The sequence below is a fragment of the Hyphomonas sp. genome, assembly GCF_036964145.1.
Taxonomy (GTDB): Bacteria; Pseudomonadota; Alphaproteobacteria; order Caulobacterales; family Hyphomonadaceae; genus Hyphomonas.
Map to the genome: position 1 here is coordinate 267,471 of NZ_JBALUC010000001.1, position 23,788 is coordinate 291,258.

23 protein-coding genes are annotated in these 23,788 nt (G+C 60.9%); 17 read left to right on the top strand and 6 right to left on the bottom strand.

Annotation, left to right across the window (positions count from 1 at the left end; all coding sequences use genetic code 11):
• Positions 1-16 precede the first annotated feature (16 nt).
• From V7660_RS01390 to V7660_RS01435, 10 genes are all read left to right on the top strand, one after another.
• Complete coding sequence (locus V7660_RS01390; protein ID WP_335601331.1) at positions 17-478, top strand: YbgC/FadM family acyl-CoA thioesterase; 462 nt, start codon at positions 17-19, stop codon at positions 476-478.
• Between the two features lie 166 nt (positions 479-644).
• Complete coding sequence (gene tolQ / locus V7660_RS01395; protein WP_335601332.1) at positions 645-1,358, top strand: protein TolQ; 714 nt, start codon at positions 645-647, stop codon at positions 1,356-1,358.
• A 3-nt stretch (positions 1,359-1,361) separates the two neighbouring features.
• Positions 1,362-1,802, top strand: coding sequence for an ExbD/TolR family protein (locus V7660_RS01400; protein WP_335601333.1), 441 nt, complete (start codon positions 1,362-1,364; stop codon positions 1,800-1,802).
• A gap of 16 nt (positions 1,803-1,818) precedes the next feature.
• On the top strand, positions 1,819-2,784 hold the full coding sequence (locus V7660_RS01405; RefSeq protein ID WP_335601334.1) for a hypothetical protein: 966 nt from the start codon (positions 1,819-1,821) through the stop codon (positions 2,782-2,784).
• Between the two features lie 30 nt (positions 2,785-2,814).
• Positions 2,815-4,170 carry a Tol-Pal system beta propeller repeat protein TolB gene (tolB, locus tag V7660_RS01410; protein ID WP_335601335.1) on the top strand — a complete coding sequence of 452 codons (1,356 nt, stop codon included), beginning with the start codon at positions 2,815-2,817 and terminating at the stop codon, positions 4,168-4,170.
• Positions 4,171-4,395: 225 nt separating this feature from the next.
• The gene (pal, locus tag V7660_RS01415; RefSeq protein WP_335601336.1) at positions 4,396-4,947 is read left to right on the top strand and encodes a peptidoglycan-associated lipoprotein Pal; all 552 of its coding nucleotides are present in this window, start codon (positions 4,396-4,398) and stop codon (positions 4,945-4,947) included.
• 99 nt (positions 4,948-5,046) lie between these two features.
• Entirely contained in the window at positions 5,047-6,045 is a 999-nt protein-coding gene (gene ybgF, locus V7660_RS01420) for a tol-pal system protein YbgF (protein ID WP_335601337.1), read from the top strand.
• Positions 6,046-6,061: 16 nt separating this feature from the next.
• Positions 6,062-7,087, top strand: a complete 1,026-nt coding sequence (gene tilS / locus V7660_RS01425) for a tRNA lysidine(34) synthetase TilS (RefSeq protein WP_335601338.1) — start codon at positions 6,062-6,064, stop codon at positions 7,085-7,087.
• 92 nt (positions 7,088-7,179) lie between these two features.
• Positions 7,180-9,102 carry an ATP-dependent zinc metalloprotease FtsH gene (gene ftsH, locus V7660_RS01430; RefSeq protein ID WP_335601339.1) on the top strand — a complete coding sequence of 641 codons (1,923 nt, stop codon included), beginning with the start codon at positions 7,180-7,182 and terminating at the stop codon, positions 9,100-9,102.
• 211 nt (positions 9,103-9,313) lie between these two features.
• Positions 9,314-9,898, top strand: coding sequence for a GNAT family N-acetyltransferase (locus tag V7660_RS01435; RefSeq protein ID WP_335601340.1), 585 nt, complete (start codon positions 9,314-9,316; stop codon positions 9,896-9,898).
• Between the two features lie 9 nt (positions 9,899-9,907).
• Here the strand turns inward: V7660_RS01435 and V7660_RS01440 are convergent, their stop codons facing one another.
• Genes V7660_RS01440 through sdhC form a run of 5 tightly spaced genes read right to left on the bottom strand, consistent with a single transcriptional unit; the run spans position 9,908 to position 14,007 of the window.
• Positions 9,908-10,531, bottom strand: a complete 624-nt coding sequence (locus tag V7660_RS01440) for an RDD family protein (protein ID WP_335601341.1) — start codon at positions 10,529-10,531, stop codon at positions 9,908-9,910.
• A gap of 56 nt (positions 10,532-10,587) precedes the next feature.
• Positions 10,588-11,370, bottom strand: coding sequence for a succinate dehydrogenase iron-sulfur subunit (locus tag V7660_RS01445; RefSeq protein WP_034814804.1), 783 nt, complete (start codon positions 11,368-11,370; stop codon positions 10,588-10,590).
• A gap of 20 nt (positions 11,371-11,390) precedes the next feature.
• Positions 11,391-13,178: a succinate dehydrogenase flavoprotein subunit gene (gene sdhA / locus V7660_RS01450; protein ID WP_335601342.1), complete on the bottom strand. Its 1,788-nt coding sequence runs from the start codon at positions 13,176-13,178 to the stop codon at positions 11,391-11,393.
• Between the two features lie 22 nt (positions 13,179-13,200).
• A complete protein-coding gene (sdhD, locus tag V7660_RS01455) occupies positions 13,201-13,596 on the bottom strand; it encodes a succinate dehydrogenase, hydrophobic membrane anchor protein (protein ID WP_335601343.1) in 396 nt (131 codons plus the stop codon).
• Between the two features lie 12 nt (positions 13,597-13,608).
• Positions 13,609-14,007 carry a succinate dehydrogenase, cytochrome b556 subunit gene (gene sdhC, locus V7660_RS01460; protein WP_335601344.1) on the bottom strand — a complete coding sequence of 133 codons (399 nt, stop codon included), beginning with the start codon at positions 14,005-14,007 and terminating at the stop codon, positions 13,609-13,611.
• A 95-nt stretch (positions 14,008-14,102) separates the two neighbouring features.
• Between sdhC and V7660_RS01465 the strand changes: the two genes are divergently transcribed.
• The 7 genes from V7660_RS01465 to V7660_RS01495 all read left to right on the top strand — a co-directional run bounded on the left by V7660_RS01465 (position 14,103) and on the right by V7660_RS01495 (position 22,154).
• The gene (locus V7660_RS01465) at positions 14,103-15,851 is read left to right on the top strand and encodes a DUF885 domain-containing protein (RefSeq protein ID WP_335601345.1); all 1,749 of its coding nucleotides are present in this window, start codon (positions 14,103-14,105) and stop codon (positions 15,849-15,851) included.
• A gap of 6 nt (positions 15,852-15,857) precedes the next feature.
• Entirely contained in the window at positions 15,858-16,571 is a 714-nt protein-coding gene (locus V7660_RS01470) for a type 1 glutamine amidotransferase (protein ID WP_335601346.1), read from the top strand.
• Positions 16,572-16,701: 130 nt separating this feature from the next.
• Positions 16,702-18,216 (top strand): phosphomannomutase/phosphoglucomutase, encoded by a 1,515-nt coding sequence (locus V7660_RS01475; RefSeq protein ID WP_442910017.1) that lies wholly within the window; start codon positions 16,702-16,704, stop codon positions 18,214-18,216.
• 226 nt (positions 18,217-18,442) lie between these two features.
• A complete protein-coding gene (locus tag V7660_RS01480) occupies positions 18,443-19,753 on the top strand; it encodes a UDP-glucose dehydrogenase family protein (RefSeq protein WP_335601348.1) in 1,311 nt (436 codons plus the stop codon).
• Positions 19,754-19,779: 26 nt separating this feature from the next.
• On the top strand, positions 19,780-20,430 hold the full coding sequence (gene fsa, locus V7660_RS01485; RefSeq protein WP_290480135.1) for a fructose-6-phosphate aldolase: 651 nt from the start codon (positions 19,780-19,782) through the stop codon (positions 20,428-20,430).
• 5 nt (positions 20,431-20,435) lie between these two features.
• Positions 20,436-21,251 carry a bifunctional hydroxymethylpyrimidine kinase/phosphomethylpyrimidine kinase gene (thiD, locus tag V7660_RS01490; protein WP_335601349.1) on the top strand — a complete coding sequence of 272 codons (816 nt, stop codon included), beginning with the start codon at positions 20,436-20,438 and terminating at the stop codon, positions 21,249-21,251.
• Positions 21,252-21,335: 84 nt separating this feature from the next.
• Positions 21,336-22,154: a PhzF family phenazine biosynthesis protein gene (locus V7660_RS01495; protein WP_335601350.1), complete on the top strand. Its 819-nt coding sequence runs from the start codon at positions 21,336-21,338 to the stop codon at positions 22,152-22,154.
• Here V7660_RS01495 and purH read toward each other — a convergent pair.
• Positions 22,151-23,755 carry a bifunctional phosphoribosylaminoimidazolecarboxamide formyltransferase/IMP cyclohydrolase gene (purH, locus tag V7660_RS01500; protein WP_335601351.1) on the bottom strand — a complete coding sequence of 535 codons (1,605 nt, stop codon included), beginning with the start codon at positions 23,753-23,755 and terminating at the stop codon, positions 22,151-22,153. The genes V7660_RS01495 and purH overlap by 4 nt on opposite strands.
• Between the last annotated feature and the right edge of the window lie 33 nt (positions 23,756-23,788).

The following is a 23,788-nucleotide window of genomic DNA, read 5'->3' on the forward strand; positions in this document are numbered from 1 at the left end:
AAGGAGGCTTCGCGCCATGCCGCTGCCAGATCTGGACGAGGCCAATTTCGACCGCGCGCGCCAGCACTGGATCACCGTGCGGGTCTATTATGAAGACACCGATTTCACCGGCATGGTCTACCACGCCAATTATCTGCGTTTCTTCGAGCGCGGCCGGTCGGACCATTTGCGCGATGCCGGAATTTCCCACCAGTCGCTGCTGGAGCGGGATGATCCGGCCGCCTTCACGCTGACGCGGGTCGAAGTGGACTATCGCAAGGCGGCGAAAGTTGATGATCTGCTGCACATCCGGACGCGCTATATTGGCACCGACGGCCCGCGCATCCTTTTTTCCCAGACGTGTTTCCGGGGGGAGGAGATCATCGCCGAAGGCGAGATCACGGCGGTGATGATCCATGCCGATGGCCGTCCGCGCCGTCCGATCCGCGCGTTGGTGAAGCAATTGGAATCCTATCGCTGGGTTCCGGCTGAAAGTTAACCGAGTGCCACAAAATCTTAACCGATGCGTTCTAGCCCGCAATAAGCTGCGGAAACTGGCGATTCTGCCGTGTTTCTGCCGGATTTGGTGTGGATGAAGGGGTGTGCCGGTCCCAGGCGGGATGCGGCTGATCACCCATGATGTGTAGATAGGAGCTTTAGCCCCCATGGAATCAGAAGCGATAGGCACCGCCGCAAGTCATGCCGACTTCTCGCTCTTCAGCCTCATTATGGCGGCTGACCCGATTGTTAAGCTGGTGCTGCTGTTCCTGCTGCTGGCATCTGTCTGGTCGTGGATGGTGATCGGCGAGAAACTGTTTTCCCTCGGCTCGGTGCGCAAGAAATCGCGCCAGTTCGAGGAAGCCTTCTGGAGCGGCCGGACCGAAGATTTTGACATGCGCCCCGGACAGGCGACGAATGATGCGGCCAGCCGCGTGTTCGCTGCTGCGGCCCGCGAATGGTCAGATGCCAAGCGGATGCAACCCAGTCATGGCGAGGCAGCGGCCCTTGTGAACCGTGCCGAGCGCTCCATGCGGGCAGCGGTCGACCGGGAAATCGGACGGGCCGGGAACGGTCTGGGCATTCTGGCGACTATCGGGTCGGCGTCTCCCTTCATCGGCCTGTTTGGCACGGTCTGGGGCATCATGAACGCCTTCCTCAACATCGCCGAACAACAGGATACCAGCCTCGGCACCGTGGCTGGCCCGATTGCCGAAGCGCTGTTTGCAACCGGCATGGGCCTCGTGGCGGCCATCCCTGCGGTCATCTTCTACAACAAATTCACCGGCGATCTGACCAAGTTGGGCGACCAACTCGACACGTTCTCGCAGGACGTGCTGGTGCGCCTGTCGCGCCGTGCCTCCGAATCCGCGAGGGACTAGGCGATGGGACTGATCCTTGGCTCAGGTGGCAAGGGCGGACGGCGTGGCCGTCGCGCGCTGAATGCCGAAATCAACGTGACGCCGTTCGTGGACGTCATGCTGGTTCTGCTTATCGTGTTCATGATTACCGCGCCGCTGCTGGTGCGCGGGGAAGAGGTGAATCTGCCGAAGACGAGTTCGGGCCCGATCAAGACCGAACCGAATGATGATCCCCTGGCTATCTCGATCCGCGAGAATGGAGAGGTCTTTATTCAGACAACCCTCGTAGAGGATATCTCGACGCTGGGCCCGCAATTGCAGGCCATCATCGGCGAGGGCTATGAGCAGCCGATCTATCTGCGCGGCGACGAGAACACGCCCTATGGCCGGATCATGGAAGTGACGGCCGAAATCCGGGCAGCAGGCTATACACGTGTGTCCTTTGTGACCGAACAAAAGAAGTAGGAGCGATCAGCCCCACATGCTTCGCGGCTTTACCATCTCGACTCTTCTTCACGCCTCCGTGCTTGCCGCGGCGGTGATGACGTGGCCGATGAAAAAGAGCGATTGCGACAAGCAGATCGAACGGCTGGAGCGCGAGGAGCCCGGCCTGTCGCCGGTCGATATCCTGCTGCGCCTGCCGCAATGCGCCAGCACCATCGATGTGCCAATCGACATTGTCGATATTGGTCTGGTCACGGACGTTGCGCCGATCCAGAAGGTGCAGGAGCCCGCCGAAGAAGAGCCTGAAGAGACCGAACCGGAAGAACAGCCCGACCCGGTCGAGGAAGACGCAGAGATTGTCGAGGACCCGCCGGAAGAGCCGGAAGAGGTGAACGAGACGCGCGAAACCGAGGCGGCGGAAGAAGAGCCGGTTGTCGAAAACACCAAGGCCGAGCCAGAGGAAAAGCCCGAAGAGCCAGAGCCCAAGCAGGAAGAGCCTCCGAAGAAGGAGCCGAAGCTGATCGAGAAGCAGAAGCCTAAATCCGAGGCCGATGAACTCGACTTCCTGAATGATTTCGAGGACATCCTGAAGGACAAGGCCCAGACCCAGCGCAAGGCTGCGCAGGAACAGGCCCCGCCGCCGATCAACAAGCCCGTGCTGAAAGATGTGCAGCAGCCTCGCAAGGGGGCAGGGGAGCGGCGCGGCAACACGGCCTCGCTGCAGGCCGCGATGCGCCGCCAGATCGGCTATTGCTGGAATGGCGTTGATGATCTGCCAAAGGATGACCAGATCAATGTCGTGATCCGGGTGAGGCTGAATCTGGACGGCTCGCTGGATGGCAATGCGAGCCTTGTGACGCCGCGTTCGATGCCGATTGGCCGCCGGGGCGTGGTGGTGCAACGGGCCCTGACAGCCGTGCGCCAGTGTGCGAACTACCAATTGCCTGAAGACGATTATGACGAGTGGAAAGATATCGAGGTCACGATCGGCCCGCTCAAGTGACCTGAATAGACATTCTGAGGAGAGTTTATAATGACCCGTATCCTGACAGCCTTGATGCTGGCCCTCATGATACCCATCGGTCTCGCCATGCCTGCAGCTGCGCAGCTGCAGGTCCGCGTCGACGAGGGGAATTTCCAGCCCACACCCCTGGCCATTCCGGACTTTGAAGTCCGCGGCACGAATGCCGAAATGGCAGAGGACATCGCAGATGTCGTCCGGGCCGATCTGGAATCGACTGGCCTGTTCGACATTCAGAACCCGGCCTCCTTCATCCAGAAGGATTTGTCGATTGATGTTCAGCCGCGCTTCCCGGACTGGCGTATCATCCAGACCGAGGGGCTCGTCGTTGGCGCGTATGAAGAGCTGCCGGACGGCAAGATTGCCGTCTCGTTCCGCCTCTGGGACGTTTATGGCGGGGAAGTCATGCGGATCAATGGCCAGCCTGGCCGCCGCCTGACCACGACCCCAGACAATTGGCGCCGCATCGCGCACAAGATTGCCGACTCTATCTATACGCGTCTCACGGGCGAAGACCCGTATTTCGATACGCGCATCGTCTATATCGCCGAGACTGGCCCAAAGACCGAGCGCGTGAAGCGTCTGGCCATCATGGATGCCGACGGCGCGAACCAGCAATACCTGACACCGGGGACGAACACGGTGCTGACCCCGCGCTTCAGCCCGTCGGCACAGGAAATCACCTACATGTCGTATGAGGGTGGTCGCCCGCGCGTCTATCTCTTCAATATCGAGACCGGCCGTCAGGAATTGCTCGGCAATTTCCCCGGCATGACCTTTGCGCCGCGCTTCTCGCGTGATGGCGAAAGCGTGTTGATGACACAGGCCCAGGGCGGCAACTCGGAGATCTACCTGATGAATCTGCAGACGCGCCAGTCGCGCCGGCTGACGGATCATCCGGCAATCGATACCTCGCCCTCCATGTCGCCAGACGGACGCGCCATCGTGTTCACCTCCGACCGGGGTGGCAGCCCGCAGCTCTACATCATGAACACCGATGGCAGCCCGCGGACCTGTCCGTCGGGTGGCCGCGATGTTGCCTGCCGGATCACGTTCAACAAGGGCCAGTATTCGACGCCTGTCTGGAGCCCGCGAGGCGACCTGGTCGCCTTTACCAAGCAATTGGGCGGCCGATTCTATATCGGCGTGATCGGAACCGACGGCAAAGGCGAGCGCCTGCTGACCGAATCATATCTCGATGAGGGCCCGGACTGGTCGCCAAACGGCCGCGTGATCGTTTATTTCCGCGAAAGCCGTCCCGGCGCCGGACCCCAGCTCTGGTCGGTCGATCTTTCGGGCCGGAATGAGCGCCGAATGATGACCCAGACGGACGCCTCCGACCCGGCCTGGTCCCCATTGTTGCAATAAATTCATAGGTTTCGCCCCCGGTTTTCGTCCGGGGGCGTTGCTTTTTGGAGACAAAGCGTCAAAATAGTATCGAATTTGGGCGTTAGCTCTGCTTCCGCCCGATTGTCGCCCGAATTCTGTCAGAATATGGAGACAGATACCCGCTACACCCGGCACAACGTTGACAAACGCCAGCCGTTAAGGCGTCAATTAGCACTCAGGACATCCAGGGGAGTCTGAATAGCAATGAATACCACTTTTAAACTCGCAACCGCCGCTGCGGTTGTACTCACGATCAGCGCGTGTGCTTCCAAGCCGGAGCCTGTTGAACAGGTTCAGGAGCAAGCTCCAGTTGAAGTTGCAGAGCCAGCACCGGCTCCGGCTCCTGTTCAGGCAGAGCCAACCGCACCAGCTGGCCCGCTCGCAGGCTCGCTTGAAGACTTCCGCGTCAACGTTGGTGAGCGCGTTTATTTCGACCTCAACGGCTACCGCCTTGATGTCGACGATCAGGAAATCCTGAAGCGTCAGGCTGCCTGGCTGTCTTCCTATCCGGGCGTTCGCATCATCGTGGCAGGCAACTGCGACGAGCGCGGCACACGTGAGTACAACCTTGCCCTTGGCGAACGTCGTGCGTCCATCGTGAAGGACTATCTGGTCAGCCTCGGCGTTGACTCGTCCCGCATCGACACGATCTCCTACGGTAAAGAGCGTCCGATCGCTGCTGGTTCCGACGAGCAGGCATGGGCCCTGAACCGTAACGGCTTCACGCAAATCATTTCCGGCGCAACCACCAGCTAGGTTTCTGCCGCGAATAGCTTCACAAGATACAGCCGGGTGCCTTATTTTGGCCCCGGCTGTTTTTGTATGTTTGCCCGCAATCTTCTGGAGGCTTCCCCCATGTTCAAAGCGCCCGCTCTTGTCCTTGCCGGCTTTTGTTTGATGGCCAGTCCGGCCGTCGCCCAGCGCGCCGCCCCGATCACTCAGGGCGTGACAAGCTCGGACCTGTCCCAGCAGGTTGCGCAGGCCCGCCAGCAGAGCGCGCAGGTGCAGGTCGAGGTCAATGGATTGACCGGCGATGTCATGCAGCTGACCGGACGGGTCGAGACACTTGAATTCCAGCTCCAGCAGGCACGCGAGCAGAACGAGAACCTTTCCCGGGACAATGAGGCGCTGATTGACGAGGTCGATGATCTGCGCACACGGCTGGAAAATCAGTCTGCAGATATTGTCTCGCTCAAATCCTATCTCTCCTCAGCCGGGATCATGCCTGAAGCGGCTCCCGAGCAGGGGAGCCTCGGCGGGGAATTCGGTACGATGCCGGACGCCAATAGCGCGACTGACCAGGGCTTCACCTCTGTTCCACGCCGCCTTGATGCCCCCACCTCCATGGGTGACACGTCTTCAAACACATCCGGTCCGACCCGCCTGACCAGGGGCGGCGCGGCCACCCCAGGCGAGTCTCTGCCGGAAGGCTCGCTGGGCACCATTCCTGCCAGCGCCCTGCCGGGTGAGGCCGGCCCGCTTTTTGCGCTGGCCAAATCCAAGCTGATCCAGTTCGATTATGCCGGCGCCGAAGAAGCCTTTCGGGCCTTCCTTGAGCGATTTGGCGATGATCCGCAGGCGGGCGAGGCGCATTACTGGCTGGGCGAGTCGCTCTACCAGCAGAAGGCTTATGCCGACAGCGGCGCCGCTTACACGACGATGATCCGGTCCTATCCGGACAATCCGCGTGCGCCGGATGCCCTGGTGAAGCTGGCGCGCGCCATGCGCCTGATCGGGGACAAGGAAAAGGCCTGCCTGGCGCTTGGCACGCTGCCGAGCCGCTACCCCAATGCCTCGGGTGTGACGCGGGATTTAGCAGCGGTTGAGCGGACCAAGTCCGGTTGTGACAACTGATCGCTCTTCCTGACTTATGATGAACGCGTTTGACCGGCTCTGTGGCAAGGCTTCAGGGCCGGTTGGCGTTGCGGTCTCCGGCGGCAGCGACTCGCTGGCCTTGCTCGTGCTGGCCCATGACTGGGCCGTGCAGTCGGGTCGCGAGCTTGTGGCTTTCACGGTAGATCATCGCCTGCGCCCGGAAGCCGCCGATGAGGCGCGCCATGTGGCCAGCCTTTGCGCGCAGTTCGGCATCCCTCATGAAACATTGGTCTGGGAGACGCCTGTATCAAAACAGGCGCTGGCCCGCCGGGCGCGGCATGGCCTGATGGCTGAAGCGCTTCGGGCGCGCAGGGGGACGCGCCTGCTGCTCGGCCATACCTCAGACGATCAATGTGAAACCTTTCTCATGCGCGCGCGCCAGGGCTCGACTTGGTATGGCCTTGCCGGCATGCAGCCCCTCGCGCTCTCCCCGGTCTGGCCGGAAGGGCAGGGGGTGATGATTGCCCGGCCGATCCTGTCGCGCGATCGCGCCGAACTCCAGGCTTTTTTGAGCGCGCGCGGCATCCGATGGATCGAGGATCCGTCCAATCGTAACCCGGCCTATGAGCGGGTTCGCGTGCGCAGGCTGCTCAGCGGCCAAAGCGGTCTGAAAACACGTATCCTCGCCTGCCAGAACCAATTGCAAGGCGTGCGCGTGCTGGAAGAGCGGTTGATTGGCCGCTGGATGGCCGAGTCCGTTGCGCAGGAGGGCACGGCTGGCTTCCGGCTTGACTTGTCACGCCTGCCGCCGGAGCGGCTGGAGCGCGCTCTGGGGTTGATGTTGCAGATCGTAGGGGGCCGCGAGGTTCCTCCGCGCCGGGATGCGGTGCAGCCCTTGGCAGCCAGGCTAATGGCAGATCAGCCCTTTTCAGGGGCCACGCTGGGCGGCGTCCTGATCTATCGCAAGGGCGGTAATGTGCAGCTGTCGGCAGAACCCGGAATCGCCGGTATGGCGGCGGATCCAGCCCTTGCGCGCGTCCGTTTCGGGGCAATCCGGGCGCTCTATACCGGCGATACGTGACAAAACAGCCATTTTAAGAGCTTTTGAGTCGTTTTCATGCGATAAACTTCCTATCTTACGGGCGAACACCGGAATCTGGAGCGATACGCAAAATGAACGTCAGGAACTTGGCTATCTGGGGCGCGATTGCCCTTCTGGTCATCGGCATGGCCGTTGCCATGGGTGGAAATCCTCAGGCCGCCCGCGCTGAAAAGGCCAAACTGTCTGTCATTTATGAGCTGGTTGAAGACGGGAAGGTCGCGGATGCGACCCTCGGCGACCAACGCATCATTGTCACCACGACAGATGGCCGGACCATGGTTAGCGAACTGCGGTCGCTCGACATGACGACCCAGCAATTCCTCGAAGAGAACCAGGTGCCGTTCACGGTGGACGCGGACAGCGGCCAGAACACGTTCGCCTCGCTGATCTTCTCCATCCTACCGATCCTGCTGATTGTCGGCTTTGTCTTCTTCATGATGCGCCAGATGCAGTCTGGTGGCGGTCGCGGCGCAATGAGCTTTGGCAAGAGCCGGGCGCGCCTGCTGACAGAGAAGCATGGCCGCGTGACGTTTGATGACGTCGCCGGCGTGGACGAGGCCAAGGAAGAGCTGCAGGAGATCGTCGAATTCCTGCAGGATCCATCCAAATTCCAGCGCCTTGGCGGCAAGATCCCCAAAGGTGCGCTGCTGGTGGGCCCTCCGGGCACTGGTAAGACGCTGCTCGCCCGGGCTGTTGCCGGCGAAGCGGGCGTGCCGTTCTTCACGATTTCCGGCTCGGACTTTGTTGAAATGTTTGTCGGTGTCGGCGCCAGCCGTGTCCGTGACATGTTCGAACAGGCCAAGCGGTCTGCCCCCTGCATTATCTTCATTGATGAGATCGACGCGGTCGGTCGCTCGCGCGGCGCTGGCCTCGGCGGCGGCAATGACGAGCGCGAACAGACCCTGAACCAGCTGCTGGTCGAAATGGACGGTTTTGAAGCCAATGAAGGCATCATCCTGATCGCGGCCACCAACCGTCCGGACGTTCTGGACCCGGCTCTGCTGCGCCCTGGCCGGTTCGACCGTCAGGTCACGGTGGGCAATCCGGACATTATCGGCCGCGAGAAAATCCTGCGCGTTCACATGCGCAATGTGCCGCTGGCCAAGGATGTGGACGCTCGCACCATCGCGCGCGGTACGCCCGGTTTCTCCGGTGCAGACCTTGCCAATCTCGTCAATGAAGCGGCCCTTCTGGCAGCCCGCCGCGGCAAGCGCGTCGTTGCCATGCAGGAATTCGAGGATGCCAAGGACAAGGTGCTGATGGGGCCGGAACGCCGCTCCATGGTCATGTCCGAGAAGGAAAAGGAACTGACCGCCTGGCACGAGGCCGGCCACGCTGTCGTGGCGCTAAAGGTGCCGGCAGCGGATCCCGTGCACAAGGCAACGATCATTCCGCGCGGCCGCGCCCTCGGCATGGTCATGCAGCTGCCGGAAGACGACAAGCTGTCCATGTCCAAGATCGAGATGACCTCGCGCCTCGCCATCATGATGGGCGGACGTGTGGCGGAAGAGCTGAAATTCGGCGACGACAATGTCACGGCAGGTGCTGCCTCTGACATCCAGCAGGCGACCCGTCTCGCCCGTGCCATGGTCACCCGATGGGGCTTTGCCGATGCGGTCGGCCCGGTCGATTATGGCGATGACCAGGGCGACGTGTTCCTCGGCCAGCAGCTGATGCAGTCTTCGCATGTCTCGGAAGAGACCTCGCGCAAGATTGAGGAAGAGGTGCGCACACTGATCCAGACGGGCATGGATGATGCGCGCCGGATCATGACTGAATCCCGCAAGGATTGGGAAGCGATTGCCACAGGCCTGCTGGAATATGAAACCCTGACCGGGGCAGAGATTTCCGAATTGCTGAAGGGCAATCCCCCTTCGCGCCCAGACTTGGGCGATGACGACACGACGCCCGGTTCGGCCGTGCCGGTGATCGGCAAGCGCCGCAAGCCAAAAGGCGATGGCGGTCTCGGCGATCCGGAGCCAAATCCGGTCTGATCGCGGACCAAGCGACACCAAAATCAGAAAGCGCGGTCAGGAATGGCCGCGCTTTTTGCATTCGCAGAACGGCTTGCCTTTCGCCTGCTGAACACTACCGTTGTCCAGCGAGTCAGGAACGAGTTTCTGTCCGAAGGGTTCTGCCATGACCTAATCCTTGGCGGACCCGGGCCGTTGCGAGGCGAGAAACAGAACGGAGGCTGGCAGCTTCATGTGCAATGCGCCCCTTCAGGTGTCCCTCGACACCGGCCAGGACGTGCTTCTGAGGCCAGTGGGCCTCGAGGATGAGGCGCGATTCCAGCAGATCTTCCGCTCCATGTCTCCGGAATCCCGCTATCTACGTTTTTTCAGCGGCGCCAGTACCGTGCCGGATGCGGTGGTGCACATGCTGGCGGACGCCGATGGGGATCTGCACATTGCCTGGGGCATCCTCAACACGGGCGAAGATGGCACGCCGCTGATGGCAGCTGCCCATGCCATTCGTCAGGAAGAAGGCTGTTCGCGCGCGGAGCTCGCGCTGGGTGTGTTGGATCAATACCAGGCTCACGGATTGTCCCGCCTCCTGATTGCCTCTGTGGCGCTTTCCTGCCGCGCCCGGGGGATAACTACGCTGGAGGCCGAAACCCTGCCGGAAAACCGCAAGGCCAATGGCCTGTTCAAGGCGCTGGGGGGCAAGGTCATCCGCCCCATGCCGCCGACGACCGTCTGGGAATTTGACGTGGATGAATTGATCGACCGGCTGCAGGGCATGGAAAAGCCGGAGGGCTTGCGAGCGGTGTTCAGCACAAACGGGTAAGTGCTTACCTCAGAGGTAGTTCATGGCAAGGTCGAGGGTCCGACAGACGATGTAGATGACGAGGGCGAAAATCCAACGCCAAGCACCAACCACTTGGGTCTGGTACTGAAGACTGTCCACGCGGTCCCAAAATACATAACCATCTTCGCTTAGCGTTCGTGCGCAAATGAACTGGGTGATCAGGCTAATTAGTGGAATGCCGAGCCCCATACCGGCAAGCATCGCCAGGGCTGAACGCTTCAGGCTGGACCGGAAGGACAGCCGGCTTCCAATAATGTTCCGTATTCTGATGCCCATCAGGGCCTTGCCGGGTGTATTTCCGAATTGGGAAACACAGAATGCCTCGAGCACAGTGAAGGTCAGGGCGTGAAACATGAGAAAGACGCCCACCAAGATGTAGCCGTCGAAGATGGTCTCATCCACCGGCCATGCCAGCAGGGTCGCCACAAAGCTGTACAAGAAGATAAGCCCCATCATGATCACGAAAGAGGGGATCAGGCAGAGATAAAAATCGATCCATTTGGCCAGGAAGCGGGCCCAAATGCGGGGTTTGTGCTCGGCTGTCAGGTCAATGCGGGGGTGCTCACCCTCCGGCGCCTCGCCAAAGACATCAATGTCAGGTGAAGTCGACATATAAAAAAGCCCCCATCCGGATCAACCCGGGATGGAGGCTAATTTGGATTCATGGATCAGGAAACCCGTTCGACCATCATGTGCTTGATCTTGGCGATCGCCTTGGCCGGGTTCAGGCCTTTCGGGCAGACCTGCGCACAGTTCATGATCGTGTGGCAGCGATACAGCTTGAACGGGTCCTCAAGATCGTCGAGGCGTTCGCCGGTCGCTTCATCGCGGCTGTCGATCAGCCAGCGATAGGCCTGCAGCAGGGCCGCTGGCCCCAGATACTTGTCGCCATTCCACCAATAGGACGGGCAAGACGTCGTGCACGACGCACAGAGGATGCATTCGTAAAGGCCGTTCAGCTCTTCACGGTCTTCCTCGGACTGCTTCCATTCCTTTTCCGGGTCCGGTGTGACCGTCTTCAGGTATGGCTGCACATAGGCGTGCTGCGCATAGAAGCTGGTGAGGTCCGGGATCAGGTCTTTTACCACCGGCTGCGAAGGCAGGGGGGCAATTGTGATGACGCCGCCCGGTAGTTCGTCGAAGCCCTTGGTGCAGGCAATCGTGTTCTGGCCGGCAATGTTCATGGCGCAGGAGCCGCACACGCCTTCGCGGCAGGAGCGGCGGAAGGCCAGCGTCGGGTCGACATTGTTCTTGATGTAGAACAACACGTCCAGAATCATCGTGCCGGCGCGATCCATGTCCACCCAATAGGTGTCCCAGCGCGGATTGCCGCCCTCTTCAGGGCTGTAACGATAGATCCGGAACTGGCGAAGGTTTGTCGCGCCTTGCGGCTTCGGCCAAGTCTTGCCTTTTTTCGGCGCGGAACCTTTGGGGAGGGTAAGCTGTACCATGTCGTGCTTGCCTTACTGTCCTAGTAAACCCGGGCCTTGGGCTCGATGTAGCTGATTTCGTTCGAAAGCGTGTAATTGTGCACTTCGCGATAGTCGATCGTGACCTTGCCGGCCTCGTCGCACCAGGCGAGCGTGTGTTTCATCCACGTTTCATCATTGCGCTCCGAGAAGTCTTCGCGGGCATGTGCGCCGCGGCTTTCCTGACGGTTGGCGGCAGAATTCACCGTAACGGCGGCCTGCGCGATCAGATTGTCGAATTCGAGGGCCTCGACGAGATCTGTGTTCCAGACCATGCCGCGATCTTTCACGTCGATGCCTGGCGCCTTCTTGTAGACTTCCTCAATCGCATCGACGCCATCCTTCAGAACGTCGCCAGTCCGGAAGACGGCGCAATTGTTCTGCATGCCCTTCTGCATTTCGAGCCGCAGCTTGGCGACCGGCTGGTCGCCGGTGGCGTTGCGCAGGCGGTCGAAGCGCGCGATGTGGCTGTCGGTGGCGCCTTTCGGCAGTTCCGGCTGGGTTGCACCCGCTTCGGTGGTCGCGCCGCAGCGCTGGCCTGCAGCGCGGCCGAACACGACGAGGTCGATCAGCGAGTTGGAGCCGAGGCGGTTGGCGCCGTGTACGGAGACACAGGCCGCTTCGCCGACGGCCATCAGGCCCGGCACGACCGAATCCGGATTGCCATTTTTCTTGGTCAGCACTTCGCCGTGATAATTGGTCGGGATACCGCCCATATTGTAGTGAACCGTCGGCAGTACCGGGATTGGCTCCTTGGTGACGTCCACGCCGGCAAAGATTTTCGCCGTCTCGGAGATGCCCGGCAGGCGGGCCGCCAGCACTTCTGCGCCGAGGTGTTCGAGGTGGAGATGGATATGATCCTTCTCCGCGCCGACACCGCGACCTTCGCGGATTTCCATGGTCATGGCGCGGGAGACCACGTCGCGGGACGCAAGGTCCTTCGCAGAGGGCGCATAGCGCTCCATGAAGCGTTCGCCTTCGGAATTGGTCAGGTATCCGCCTTCGCCGCGTGAACCTTCCGTAATCAGGCAGCCTGAGCCGTAGATGCCGGTCGGGTGGAATTGCACGAATTCCATGTCCTGCAGCGGCAGGCCGGCGCGCAGCACCATCGCATTGCCGTCGCCCGTACAGGTGTGGGCCGAGGTGCAGGAGAAGAAGGCGCGTCCGTATCCGCCTGTGGCGAGCACGACTTTCTGCGCGCGAAAGCGGTGCAGCGTGCCGTCATCCAGCTTCCATGCAGTGACACCGCGGCAAGCGCCTTCCTCATCCATGATGAGGTCGAGCGCGAAATATTCGATGAAGAATTCGGTCTCTTCCTTGACGCACTGGCCGTACAGCGTGTGCAGCATGGCGTGGCCGGTCCGGTCGGCTGCGGCGCAGGTCCGCTGGACGGGGCCTTGGCCGAATTCGCGGGTCATGCCGCCAAAGGCGCGCTGGTAGATCTTGCCTTCCTCGGTCCGCGAGAAGGGCATGCCCCAGTGCTCGAGTTCGTACACGGCAGCCGGCGCTTCGCGGCAGAGATATTCGATGGCGTCCTGATCGCCCAGCCAGTCCGAGCCTTTGACGGTGTCGTACATGTGCCAGCGCCAGTCATCTTCGCCCATATTGCCGAGCGAGGCAGCGATCCCGCCCTGCGCCGCCACGGTATGGGAGCGCGTGGGGAAGACTTTCGAGATACAGGCCGTTTTCAGGCCTGCCTGGGCAGCGCCCAGGGCTGCGCGGAGGCCGGAGCCGCCAGCGCCGACAACCACGACATCATATGTATGGTCGGTCCAGGTGTAATTGCTCATCTTTGTGTTTCTCCCGCGAGGCTCAGGCGCCCGCGCCAATCCAGATTTTGAGAACCGACAGGGCCACCGTCACGAACAGCGCGATGCACGCAAAGCTGTTCAGGATGAGCAGGGCCGACTTGGTTCCTGATTTCGCGATATAGTCCTCGATGATGACCTGCATACCGATCCGCATGTGAAAGAACGCCGCGCCGGCGGTCAGGATCAGCAGGATGGCGTTCCAGGGCTTCGCAGCCCAGGCTTGCGCAGCAGCAAGGTCACCGCCCATCGCATTGATGATGGAATAGACGAACCACGGAACGAGGAAGATCAGCGCAATCGCGGAGACGCGCTGGCGGATATGGGTTTCGGTGCCGGTCTTGGCCGAACCGAGCCCGCGAGCCATCTTTGCTGGCGTGATGAAGTCGTGTGATGCCATGTCAGTCGCCTCCTAGAGCCAGGTCGTGGCGGCGAAGATGGCCGCAGCGCCGAGAATGGCGAACAGATAGATGAACACGGAAACCGTGCTGGCGGTCTTCGGCTCAAAGCCGATATGCGGCCCGTCCCAGAGCAGGTGGCGAATGCCGTTTGCGAAATGGAAGAGCACCGCGACGGCCCAGAGGAACAGGATGATCTGGCCATACCAGGCCGAAACCACTGTTTCGATCACGCCATACCATTCGGCATTGGTCGCGAGGGCGACAATCCAGGCTGTGATGAGAAAAGTTCCGAAATACAGGGCTGTGCCCGTAATGCGGTGGGTGATGGACGAGGCCATCGTGATGTGGAAACGCCAGATCTGGAGATGTGGCGACAATGGGCGGGGATCTGCCCGGGAAGTGCTTGTCATGAGGGATGACCTTGCTTGCCTGCAATGAACGCTTTCGCTTGGGTTCTAGGTTTCTCTATGATCCTGTCAACGGCGCAGGGCTTGGGAGCGACAATATGAAACCTTTTCTTTTTGCATTGGCCATTGGGGCGCTGGCACACAGTGCGGCTGCGGACCCGCTGGACACGCTGGTTCCTGCCTATGAGGCTTATGTGGATGCGGTGAGTCCTGAAGATGCAGCTAGGGAAGAAAACCGAGCGCCGGATCGCTGGGCGGATGTGAAGCCCGCCACAATTGCTGCGCAGGCCGAGGCCGCCCGCGCCCTGCTGGAAGATGTGCAAAAAGCTGAAACCGAGCATGTCATCGATCAGGCGATCCTGATTCGGCTGCTGAAATCCGACATCATATGGGCCGAGACCGATTCGGCGCGTATCCCGTTCACTGGCGACTGGGGGTTCCAGGCTGAACCGGTCTTCGCCGCGATGCGGACAGACCTGGACAGCGTGGACGCCGCGGAAGCCTGGATCGCCCGGCTGAATGATGTGCCGCGATATTTCGCAGAGAATATCGAAAACATGCGCCGGGGGATCGAGACCGGCTGGACCGCCAATGAGGACCCGCTGCAGACCGTAATCGACCAGATTCGGGAACAGATCATGGATGACCCGACCGAGAGCGGGCTATACGCCCCGTTCGCCTCGCTGCCCGACGATATGGACCGGGCGACAGCCGCCCGTCTTCAGGCCGAGGGCCGGGAGGCCACCGCAGGCGCCATCTCAGCCTATCTGGATGTCTGGCGCTTCCTTGAGATCGAGTACCGGCCCTATTTGCGCCAGGGCGCGGGTATTGCGGGTCTGGAAGGGGGGCGGGACGTGTATGCCGCCGCAGTCGAGCATTATACGGCCGGGGCGGGGTACTCGCCGGAGGACATCCACCTGCTGGGCCAGTCAGAAGTGGCGCGCATTCGGGGCGAGATGGAAGACGTCTTGGCGGAAATCGGGTTTGAAGGCAGCTTCGAGGACTTCCTCGACTATCTGCGAACCGATCCGCAATTCTACGCCCAGTCTGCGGATGAGCTGATGGCGGCCGCCGAAGAAATTTCGGCACGCCTGCGCGCCAGCCTGCCGGACTATTTCGGTAAACTCCCGGAACTCGATTTCGAGGTTCAGCCGGTGCCGGATGCCATCGCGCCGGGCTATACGACCGGGCGTTATGTCTCTGGCGATCCGGAAGAGGGACGGATGGGCATTTACCTTGTGAATACCTATGCCCTCGACCAGAGGCCACTCTATGAGCTGCCGGCCCTGTCAGCGCATGAGGCGGTTCCGGGTCACCATCTGCAGATCGCTCTGGCGCAGGAAATGCCGGACCAGCCGGACTTCCGGAAGAATTATTATGCGACGGCCTTTGGAGAGGGCTGGGGGCTGTATGCCGAGCGGATTGCAGGCGAGGCGGGCATCTATCGTACGCCGTATGAGCATTTCGGGGCGCTGTCCTATGAAATGTGGCGCGCCTGCCGCCTTGTCGCGGACACAGGCCTGCACTGGTATGGCTGGACGCGCGCCGAGGCAGAGGCCTGCTTCATCGAGAATTCGGCGCTCGCCCCATTGAACATCCAGACCGAGGTGACGCGCTATATTGGCTGGCCCGGACAGGCCGTGGCCTACAAGGTCGGGGAGCTCAAATTCCGTGAGCTGCGGGCCCGGGCGACTGAGGCGCTGGGCGAAGATTTCGATTTGCGCGCGTTCCATGATGTCGCGCTTGCGGAAGGCGCAGTGCCGCTTGATGTTTTGGAGGCCCGCATTGATGAGTGGATCCATGCGCAGCAAAGCACCCGTTCAACTCCTCACGCCTTGCCAAACTGAGCCCACATGAAACTCACCATCATAGAGACCGGACTCGTCCCCGAGCCCATCCGGCAGGACTTTGCAGATTATCCGGAAATGTTCCGGCGCCTGATCTCTGCCGCCGATCCGGACATGGAATTCGAGACGGTTTCGGTCATCCAGGGCGAGGAGCTGCCGGATCCGGCCTCGCTTGAAGGCATCCTCATCACGGGCTCACCCGCCGGCGTTTATGATGACTATCCGTGGATCGTGCCGCTGATGCAGCTCATTCGCGATGTGGCTGCGGCGCGTGTGCCTCAGGTGGGTATCTGTTTCGGTCACCAGATCATGGCCGAGGCGCTCGGCGGGAAGGTCGTGAAGTCTCCGAAAGGCTGGGGCATCGGCCGGCATACTTATGAGGTGAAATCCTGTCCGGACTGGATGGAGGGGGATTGCCCGGCCACGATTTCGGTCCCGGTTAGCCATCAGGATCAGGTCGTCACCCTGCCGCCTGGCGCGAGCGTGCTGGCGCGGTCGGATTTCACGCCCTTTGCGGGCATAGATTATGGCAAGACCCACGCGATCTCGTTCCAGTGTCATCCCGAATTCAACGCGGAGTATTCAGCCGCCCTCTACACGATCCGCAAGGGCCGTCCGCTGGCGGAAACAGCTGTGGACATGGCCATCGGATCGTTGGAACAACCACTCGACAATCCGCGTTTGGGTGGCTGGATCGCCCGGTTCCTGACTCGGTCCTGAGCAGGGGCAGGGGGCATCCGCCCTTGAAACTCGCAGGTTTCCCCTGTGGCGCGAAACCTGCATACTCTTTGTCGAAGTGACACACTCGTGTTGTAGGGACGCACAACATTTTCGGAGACGTAAGCATATGATGCCCAAACCGCTGGCTGACATTAAGCCAAACACGCTCGAATTCGAGATTCTGCCGCTGGTGAAGCCGACCGGTTTTCGCGAATATGATGCGCGCTGGTGGTTCAACGGCATCGGCAAGGAAAAGGCTCCGGAACTAAATTTTACCGGCGTTCAGGCGCTGGGCCTTGGCATGGCAACGCTGTTCCACGAACTGGGCGTCGAACCGAAAGTCGTGACGGGCCATGATTTCCGCTCGATCAGCCAACCGATCAAGAATGCGCTGATCCTCGGCATGGTGCAGGGCGGCTGCGAAGTCCTCGATGTGGGCCTTGCCTTGTCGCCAATGGTCTATTGGAGCCAGTTTGAACTGGACGTGCCCTGCTGCGCCATGGTGACGGCCAGCCACAATGAGAATGGCTGGACCGGCGTGAAGATGGGCGCCAACCGTCCGCTGACCTTCGGCCCGGACGAGATGGGCCGCCTGAAGGAAATCGTCATGGGGGGGGGGTTCCAGCCGCGCGCTGGCGGCGCGCATCACCGCGTGGATGGCCTGCGCGAAAAATACATCAAGGATGTCGTTGGAGATACCAAGCTGTCCCGTCCGCTGAAAGTGGTTGCCGCCTGTGGCAACGGCACGGCCGGCGCCTTTGCTCCGGATGCCCTGCGCATGATGGGGGCCGAAGTCATCGAGATGGACTGCAATCTCGATATGACCTTCCCGAAATACAATCCGAATCCGGAAGATTCGAAAATGCTGCACGCGATGGCAGAGGTGCTGCGCGAGACCGGGGCCGATGTTGCGCTCGGTTTCGATGGTGATGGTGATCGTTGTGGTGTCGTGGACAATACAGGCGAGGAGATCTTCGCGGACAAGATCGGCCTGATGCTTGCGCGCGACCTCTCAAAGCTCCACCCAAATGCCAAATTCGTCGTCGATGTTAAATCGACGGGTCTCTACAAGACTGACCCCGTGCTGCAGGAAAACGGGGCCACGGTGGATTATTACAAGACTGGTCACTCCTACATCAAACGCCGCACCAACGAACTGGGCGCGCTGGCCGGCTTTGAAAAGTCGGGTCACTTCTTCTTCCGGGAGCCGATTGGCCTTGGATATGATGATGGCCTGGTGGCCGCCAAGGCCGTGCTCGAAATGCTCGACCGTAACCCCGGCAAGACGATGGCAGACCTCAAGGGCGAACTGGGCGTGGCCTATACCTCACTCACCATGTCGCCGCATTGTGACGACGAAACCAAATACGGCATCGTCGACAAGATGGTCGCGGAATATGAAGGCCTGAACGGCACGGAAATCCTTGGCCGCAAAGTGATCGATGTGAACACGGTCAACGGCGCCCGCGTGACGCTGGAGGATGGGTCCTGGGTGCTGGTGCGGGCGTCCTCCAACAAGCCGGAACTGGTCGTCGTGGTGGAATCCATGACGAGTGAAGACGACATGCGGGACCTCTTCCACAAGGAAGTGAAGCCGCGTCTCGGCAAGCATAAGGAAGTCGGTGCCTACAATCAGGAAATCTGATCTCTTCGAGGCAGGAGAAACCGCCTAGAACATGATCAGGTCCGTATCGTCCGGAGCGGGCCTGATCCTTTCTCAACCGGGCAAAACGTCTAGCAGCAACTCGCGTGGGGCGGTGCGAAGTACCGTCTGGCAGCGTCGCCAGAATGGCACACTCAGCCCCTTGACCAATTGGCACAAAAATCGCACCTCCTGCCGCGAAGACACTAGTATCTTGTGAGGATTTTTCATGCGCGTTGCGATGATTGGAACGGGCTATGTCGGCCTTGTCAGCGGGGCCTGTTTTGCCGATTTCGGCCACGTCGTGACGTGTGTGGACAGGGATGCTTCCAAGATTGAGAAGCTCGAGGCTGGCATCATGCCGATCTACGAGCCCGGTCTGGACAGCCTGGTCGAGAAAAACGTCAAGGAAGAGCGTCTGTTCTTCACGACGGAAGCCAGGGATGCAATCCGCAATGCCGATGCGGTGTTTATCGCCGTGGGCACGCCCTCGCGGCGCGGCGACGGCCATGCTGACCTCTCCTACGTGTACGCAGCCGCCGAAGAGATCGCCGAACTCATGGACGGCTTCACGGTCATCGTGACGAAGTCCACCGTTCCGGTCGGCACGGGCGACGAAGTCGAGGAGATTATCCGCAAGAAGCGCCCCGATGGCGACTTTGCCGTGGTGTCCAACCCCGAATTCCTGCGCGAAGGCGCGGCAATCAAGGATTTCAAGATTCCGGACCGCGTGGTCGTCGGAACGGATGACGAGCGGGCTCGCGACGTCATGAAGGAGCTCTATCGCCCGCTATTCCTGAACGAAACGCCCATCCTGTTCACCGAGCGCCGGACATCCGAACTGATCAAATACGCCGCCAATGCGTTCCTCGCCGTGAAGATTACCTTCATCAACGAGATGGCGGATTTGTGTGAGAAGGTCGGCGCGAACGTTCAGGAAGTGTCCCGTGGCATCGGACTGGATGGCCGGATCGGCCGGAAATTCCTGAATGCGGGACCCGGCTATGGCGGTTCCTGCTTCCCGAAAGACACGCTGGCCCTGACCAAGACGGCGAACGACTACAATTCCCCGGTGCGGATTGTCGATACAGTGGTTGAGGTAAATGCCGCCCGCAAGAAAGCCATGGCCGACAAGGTGATTGCGGCCATGGGTGGGGACGTGAAGGGCAAGACAATCGGTGTGCTGGGCCTCGCCTTCAAGCAGAATACCGACGACATGCGCGACGCGCCGAGCCTCGACATCATTCCGGCCCTGCAGGCGGCCGGCGCCAAGGTCCGGGCCTATGATCCGGAAGCCATGGACGAAGCAGCCCATCTGCTGAACGATATCGAATTCGCGAAGAACGCATATGACGCGGTTCAGGATGCCGACGCGATGGTAATCATCACCGAATGGGACCAGTTCCGCGCATTGGACTTCGATAGAATCAAGGCCGCCCTCAGCACAAACATTGTGGTAGACCTTCGAAACATCTATTCACCGGACGACATGGCGGCTCGTGGATTCAAGTATACATCCATCGGTCGCCCGTCTATCTGAGGCGCTAGGCAAACAGGATCCTGAACATGAAATTCTTCGTAGATACCGCAGACACCGGCGACATCGCTGAGCTGGCAGCGACCGGCCTGATTGATGGGGTCACCACCAACCCGTCGCTTGTGGCAAAGTCGGGCCGCCCGTTCGCGGATATTATCAAGGAGATCTGCGAGATCGTGCCCGGCCCGGTCAGCGCAGAAGTCGTCGCGACTGACTATGACGGCATGATCTCCGAAGGCCGTAAATTGGCGAAGATCGCTGACAACGTTGCCGTAAAGCTTCCGCTGACGCTCGAAGGCCTGAAGGCCTGCCGGACGCTGTCGGATGATGGCACCATGGTCAACGTGACGCTGTGCTTCTCGGCGAACCAGGCGTTGCTGGCGGCGAAGGCCGGCGCGACCTTCATCTCTCCGTTCATCGGCCGTCTCGACGACATCAATGTCGATGGCATGGAACTGATCGCCGATATCCGCCAGATCTATGACAATTATCTGTTCGACACGGAAATCCTCGCCGCGTCGATCCGGACGGCAAACCACGTCAAGCTGTCGGCCCTGGCTGGCGCTGACGTCGCCACCATGCCGCCCTCGGTCATCAAGGGCCTCGTCAAGCATCCGCTGACCGACAAGGGCCTCGAAACCTTCCTGGCCGACGCAGCAAAGGCTGGCATCAAGGTCTAACCGATATGGCAACGCCAGACGGTCCTCAGGGCCGTGTCCTCATCATCGCCGGATCTGATTCCGGCGGTGGCGCGGGCATTCAGGCCGATATCAAGGCAGTCACCCTGCTGGGCGGGTACGCCATGACCGCTATCACCGCCATCACGGCGCAGGATACGCGCGGCGTGCATGGCGTGTGGCCTGTGCCCATTGAGGGCGTGCTCGGGCAGATGCAGGTCACGCTCGCCGATATTGGCGCCGACGCCATCAAGACCGGCATGCTGGGCTCTGCCGCCCTTGTCGAAGCGGTCGCAGAGCTATTGTCGGAACGCGCGCAGCTCGTGCCGCGTGTCATCGACCCGGTCATGGTCGCGACCTCGGGCGACCGCCTGGTAGATGCCAAGGCCGTCGCAGCCATCCGGTCTGAACTCGTCCCGAATGCACGGCTTGTGACGCCGAATGCACCGGAGGCGGAAGTCCTGACAGGGAAGGCGGTCGAAACAGTCAGCGGCCAGCGCCGCGCCGCCGAAGCCCTGCTGGAACTCGGCGCCAATGGCGCGCTGGTGAAGGGCGGGCATATCGGCGGCGATGTCATCACGGATGTGCTCCAGACCACGACCGGCGAGTGGATTTTTGAAAGCAAGCGGATCGAGACGACGTCCACGCACGGCACGGGATGCACACTGGCCTCCGCCATTGCGGCCCTGCTGGCGCAAGGGACAAGTGTTCCAGACTCCGTCGAACAGGCACGGGACTATCTGCTGAACGCAATCCGCAAGGCCAAGGGTTTCGGATCCGGTCATGGCCCGGTGCATCATGGCTGGGTACTCGACGAGGAATAGGCCGCCTCAAGGGTCCTTCAGAAATCATCGTTTTTCCGGATTTCGGTCTCATGGCATTCAGGTCTTCTCACGGGAGACCCTGTCATGCCGACCTTACCCTTCTACCAAATTGACGCGTTCGCCTCGAAACCGTTCGAGGGGAACCAGGCCTGCGTCATGCCGCTGGATGAATTTCTGCCTGACGAGACGCTGCAGGCGATCGCGGCTGAAAACAATGTCGCCGAGACGGCCTATATTGTTCCGGCAGGGGAGGGTGTATGGACGCTTCGCTGGTTCACACCAACTATGGAAGTCCCGCTCTGCGGACACGCCACCCTGGCTGCAGGTCACGCGATCTACGCTCATCTTGATTATTCAGGCGATGGAATTGCTTTTGATACGGTGAAGTCTGGTCGGTTGAGCGTGACACGCCATCAGGATGGTCAGTTGGAAATGAGCCTGCCTGCCTACAGGATTTACGAATTGCCGATAACGGATGATATCGAGGCCGCGCTAGGGTCGCGACCTGTCAAGGCGTGGGGTGGGGCCTATTATGCGGCCATGTTCGATGCGCCGGAGGATGTCATCGCCCTGAATGTCGATCATGCTGCACTCAAGCCGCTGGGGGTAGAAGAGGCCGGTTGGAGCCTTGGGAATTTTGGATGCTTTGCACCGGGAGGAGATAATGCCGACGTGACGAGCCGTGTCTTCGGTCCGGGAAGCGGAATCGATGAAGATCCCGCCACGGGTAGCTGGCATGCCATGTTGGCGCCGATCATGAAGGCGCAATACGGTTTGGACGTGATGCAATGCCACCAGGCGCACCCCGGACGGGGAGCTTATCTGGGCACACATTTGGAGGGCGACCGGGTCAAGCTGACCGGTCGTTCCGTCACCGTGATCGAAGGGCGCTTTTTTCTCTAGTGGCGGAAGTGGCGCATGCCGGTAAAGACCATGGCCAGACCGGCTTCATCGGCCGCTGCAATGACTTCATCGTCACGGATCGATCCGCCGGGCTGGATAACTGCCGTCGCCCCGGCTGATGCGGCCTGAAGCAGCCCGTCCGGGAACGGAAAGAATGCGTCTGACGCAGCAACGCAGCCCTTGGTCTTTGGCTCGGCCCAGCCAGCCAATTCGGCGGCATCCTCGGCCTTGCGGGCGGCAATGCGCGCGGAGTCGATCCGGCTCATCTGCCCCGCACCAATGCCGACCGTCGCGCCGTCTTTCGCATAGACGATTGTGTTGGACTTCACATGCTTGGCAACACGCCAGGCAAACAGCATGTCTTCCAGTTCCTGCTCGGTTGGCGCCTTCTTGGTGACGATCTTCAGGTCGGCCTTGGTGATGCGGCCGAAATCCCGGTCCTGCATCAGGAAGCCGCCGGCAACCGTCTTGACGAACCGGCCAGCAGAGGTGGGGTCAGGCAGGCCTTCGGTGATCAGGAGGCGGAGGTTCTTCTTCTTCGCGAACACGGCTTCAGCGGCCGCGTTTGCGCCAGGGGCGATGACGACTTCCGTGAATACCTGCGAAATTTCCTTCGCGGTCTCTTCGTCCAGTGGACGGTTCAGGGCAACAATGCCGCCAAAGGCAGAGGTCGAGTCACAGGCCAGCGCGGCGCGATAGGCGTCGATGATGCTTGTGCCCTGGGCGACACCGCACGGATTGGCGTGCTTGATAATGGCCACAGCCGGCGTCTCATCGCCAAGCTCGCCGATCAGTTCATAGGCCGCGTCGGTGTCGTTGATATTGTTGTAGGACAGTTCCTTGCCCTGCAGCTGTTTGGCGGTTGCCACGCCGGGGCGCTTCTCGCCGGTGACGTAAAAGGCGGCCTTCTGGTGCGGGTTTTCCCCATAGCGCAGGGATTGCTGGAGCTTGCCGCCGAGACTCGCCCAACCCGGCGCGGTCTCGCCAAGCTGCTCTGCGTACCAGCTGGAAATCGCGGAATCATAGGCGGCGGTACGGGCATAGGTCTTTGCCGCCAGCTTGCGGCAGAGCGCGACACTCACCTCGCCTGTATTGCTATCCATCTCGGCGAGCACGGCATCCACATCACCGCCATCGGTACAGACCGCGACGAAGGCGCCATTCTTGGCCGCCGCGCGCAGCATGGCCGGGCCACCAATGTCGATATTCTCGATGCAGGTGTCGAAATCCGCACCGGAGGCCATTGTGGCCTCGAACGGGTAGAGATTGACGTAGATCAGGTCGATGGCGCCGATGCCGTGGGTTTCGGCGTCCTTCACATGGGAAGGATTGTCACGCAGGTAGAGCAGCCCGCCATGCACGGCCGGGTGAAGCGTCTTGACGCGGCCATCCATCATTTCCGGGAAGCCGGTCAGGTCGGCGACATCTTTCACGTCGAGCCCGGCCTCTTTCAGGAGTTTCGATGTTCCGCCGGTGGAAACCAGTTCGACGCCCTTGGCTGCGAGCTTCTGGGCTTGCTCGACCAGTCCGGTCTTGTCGGACACGGAAAGCAGGGCGCGGCGAATGCGAACGGGGGCTCCGCGGGTGGCGGCATCTGTCATGTTGGGAAATCCTCTGGCGCAGGCTTCAAGCTT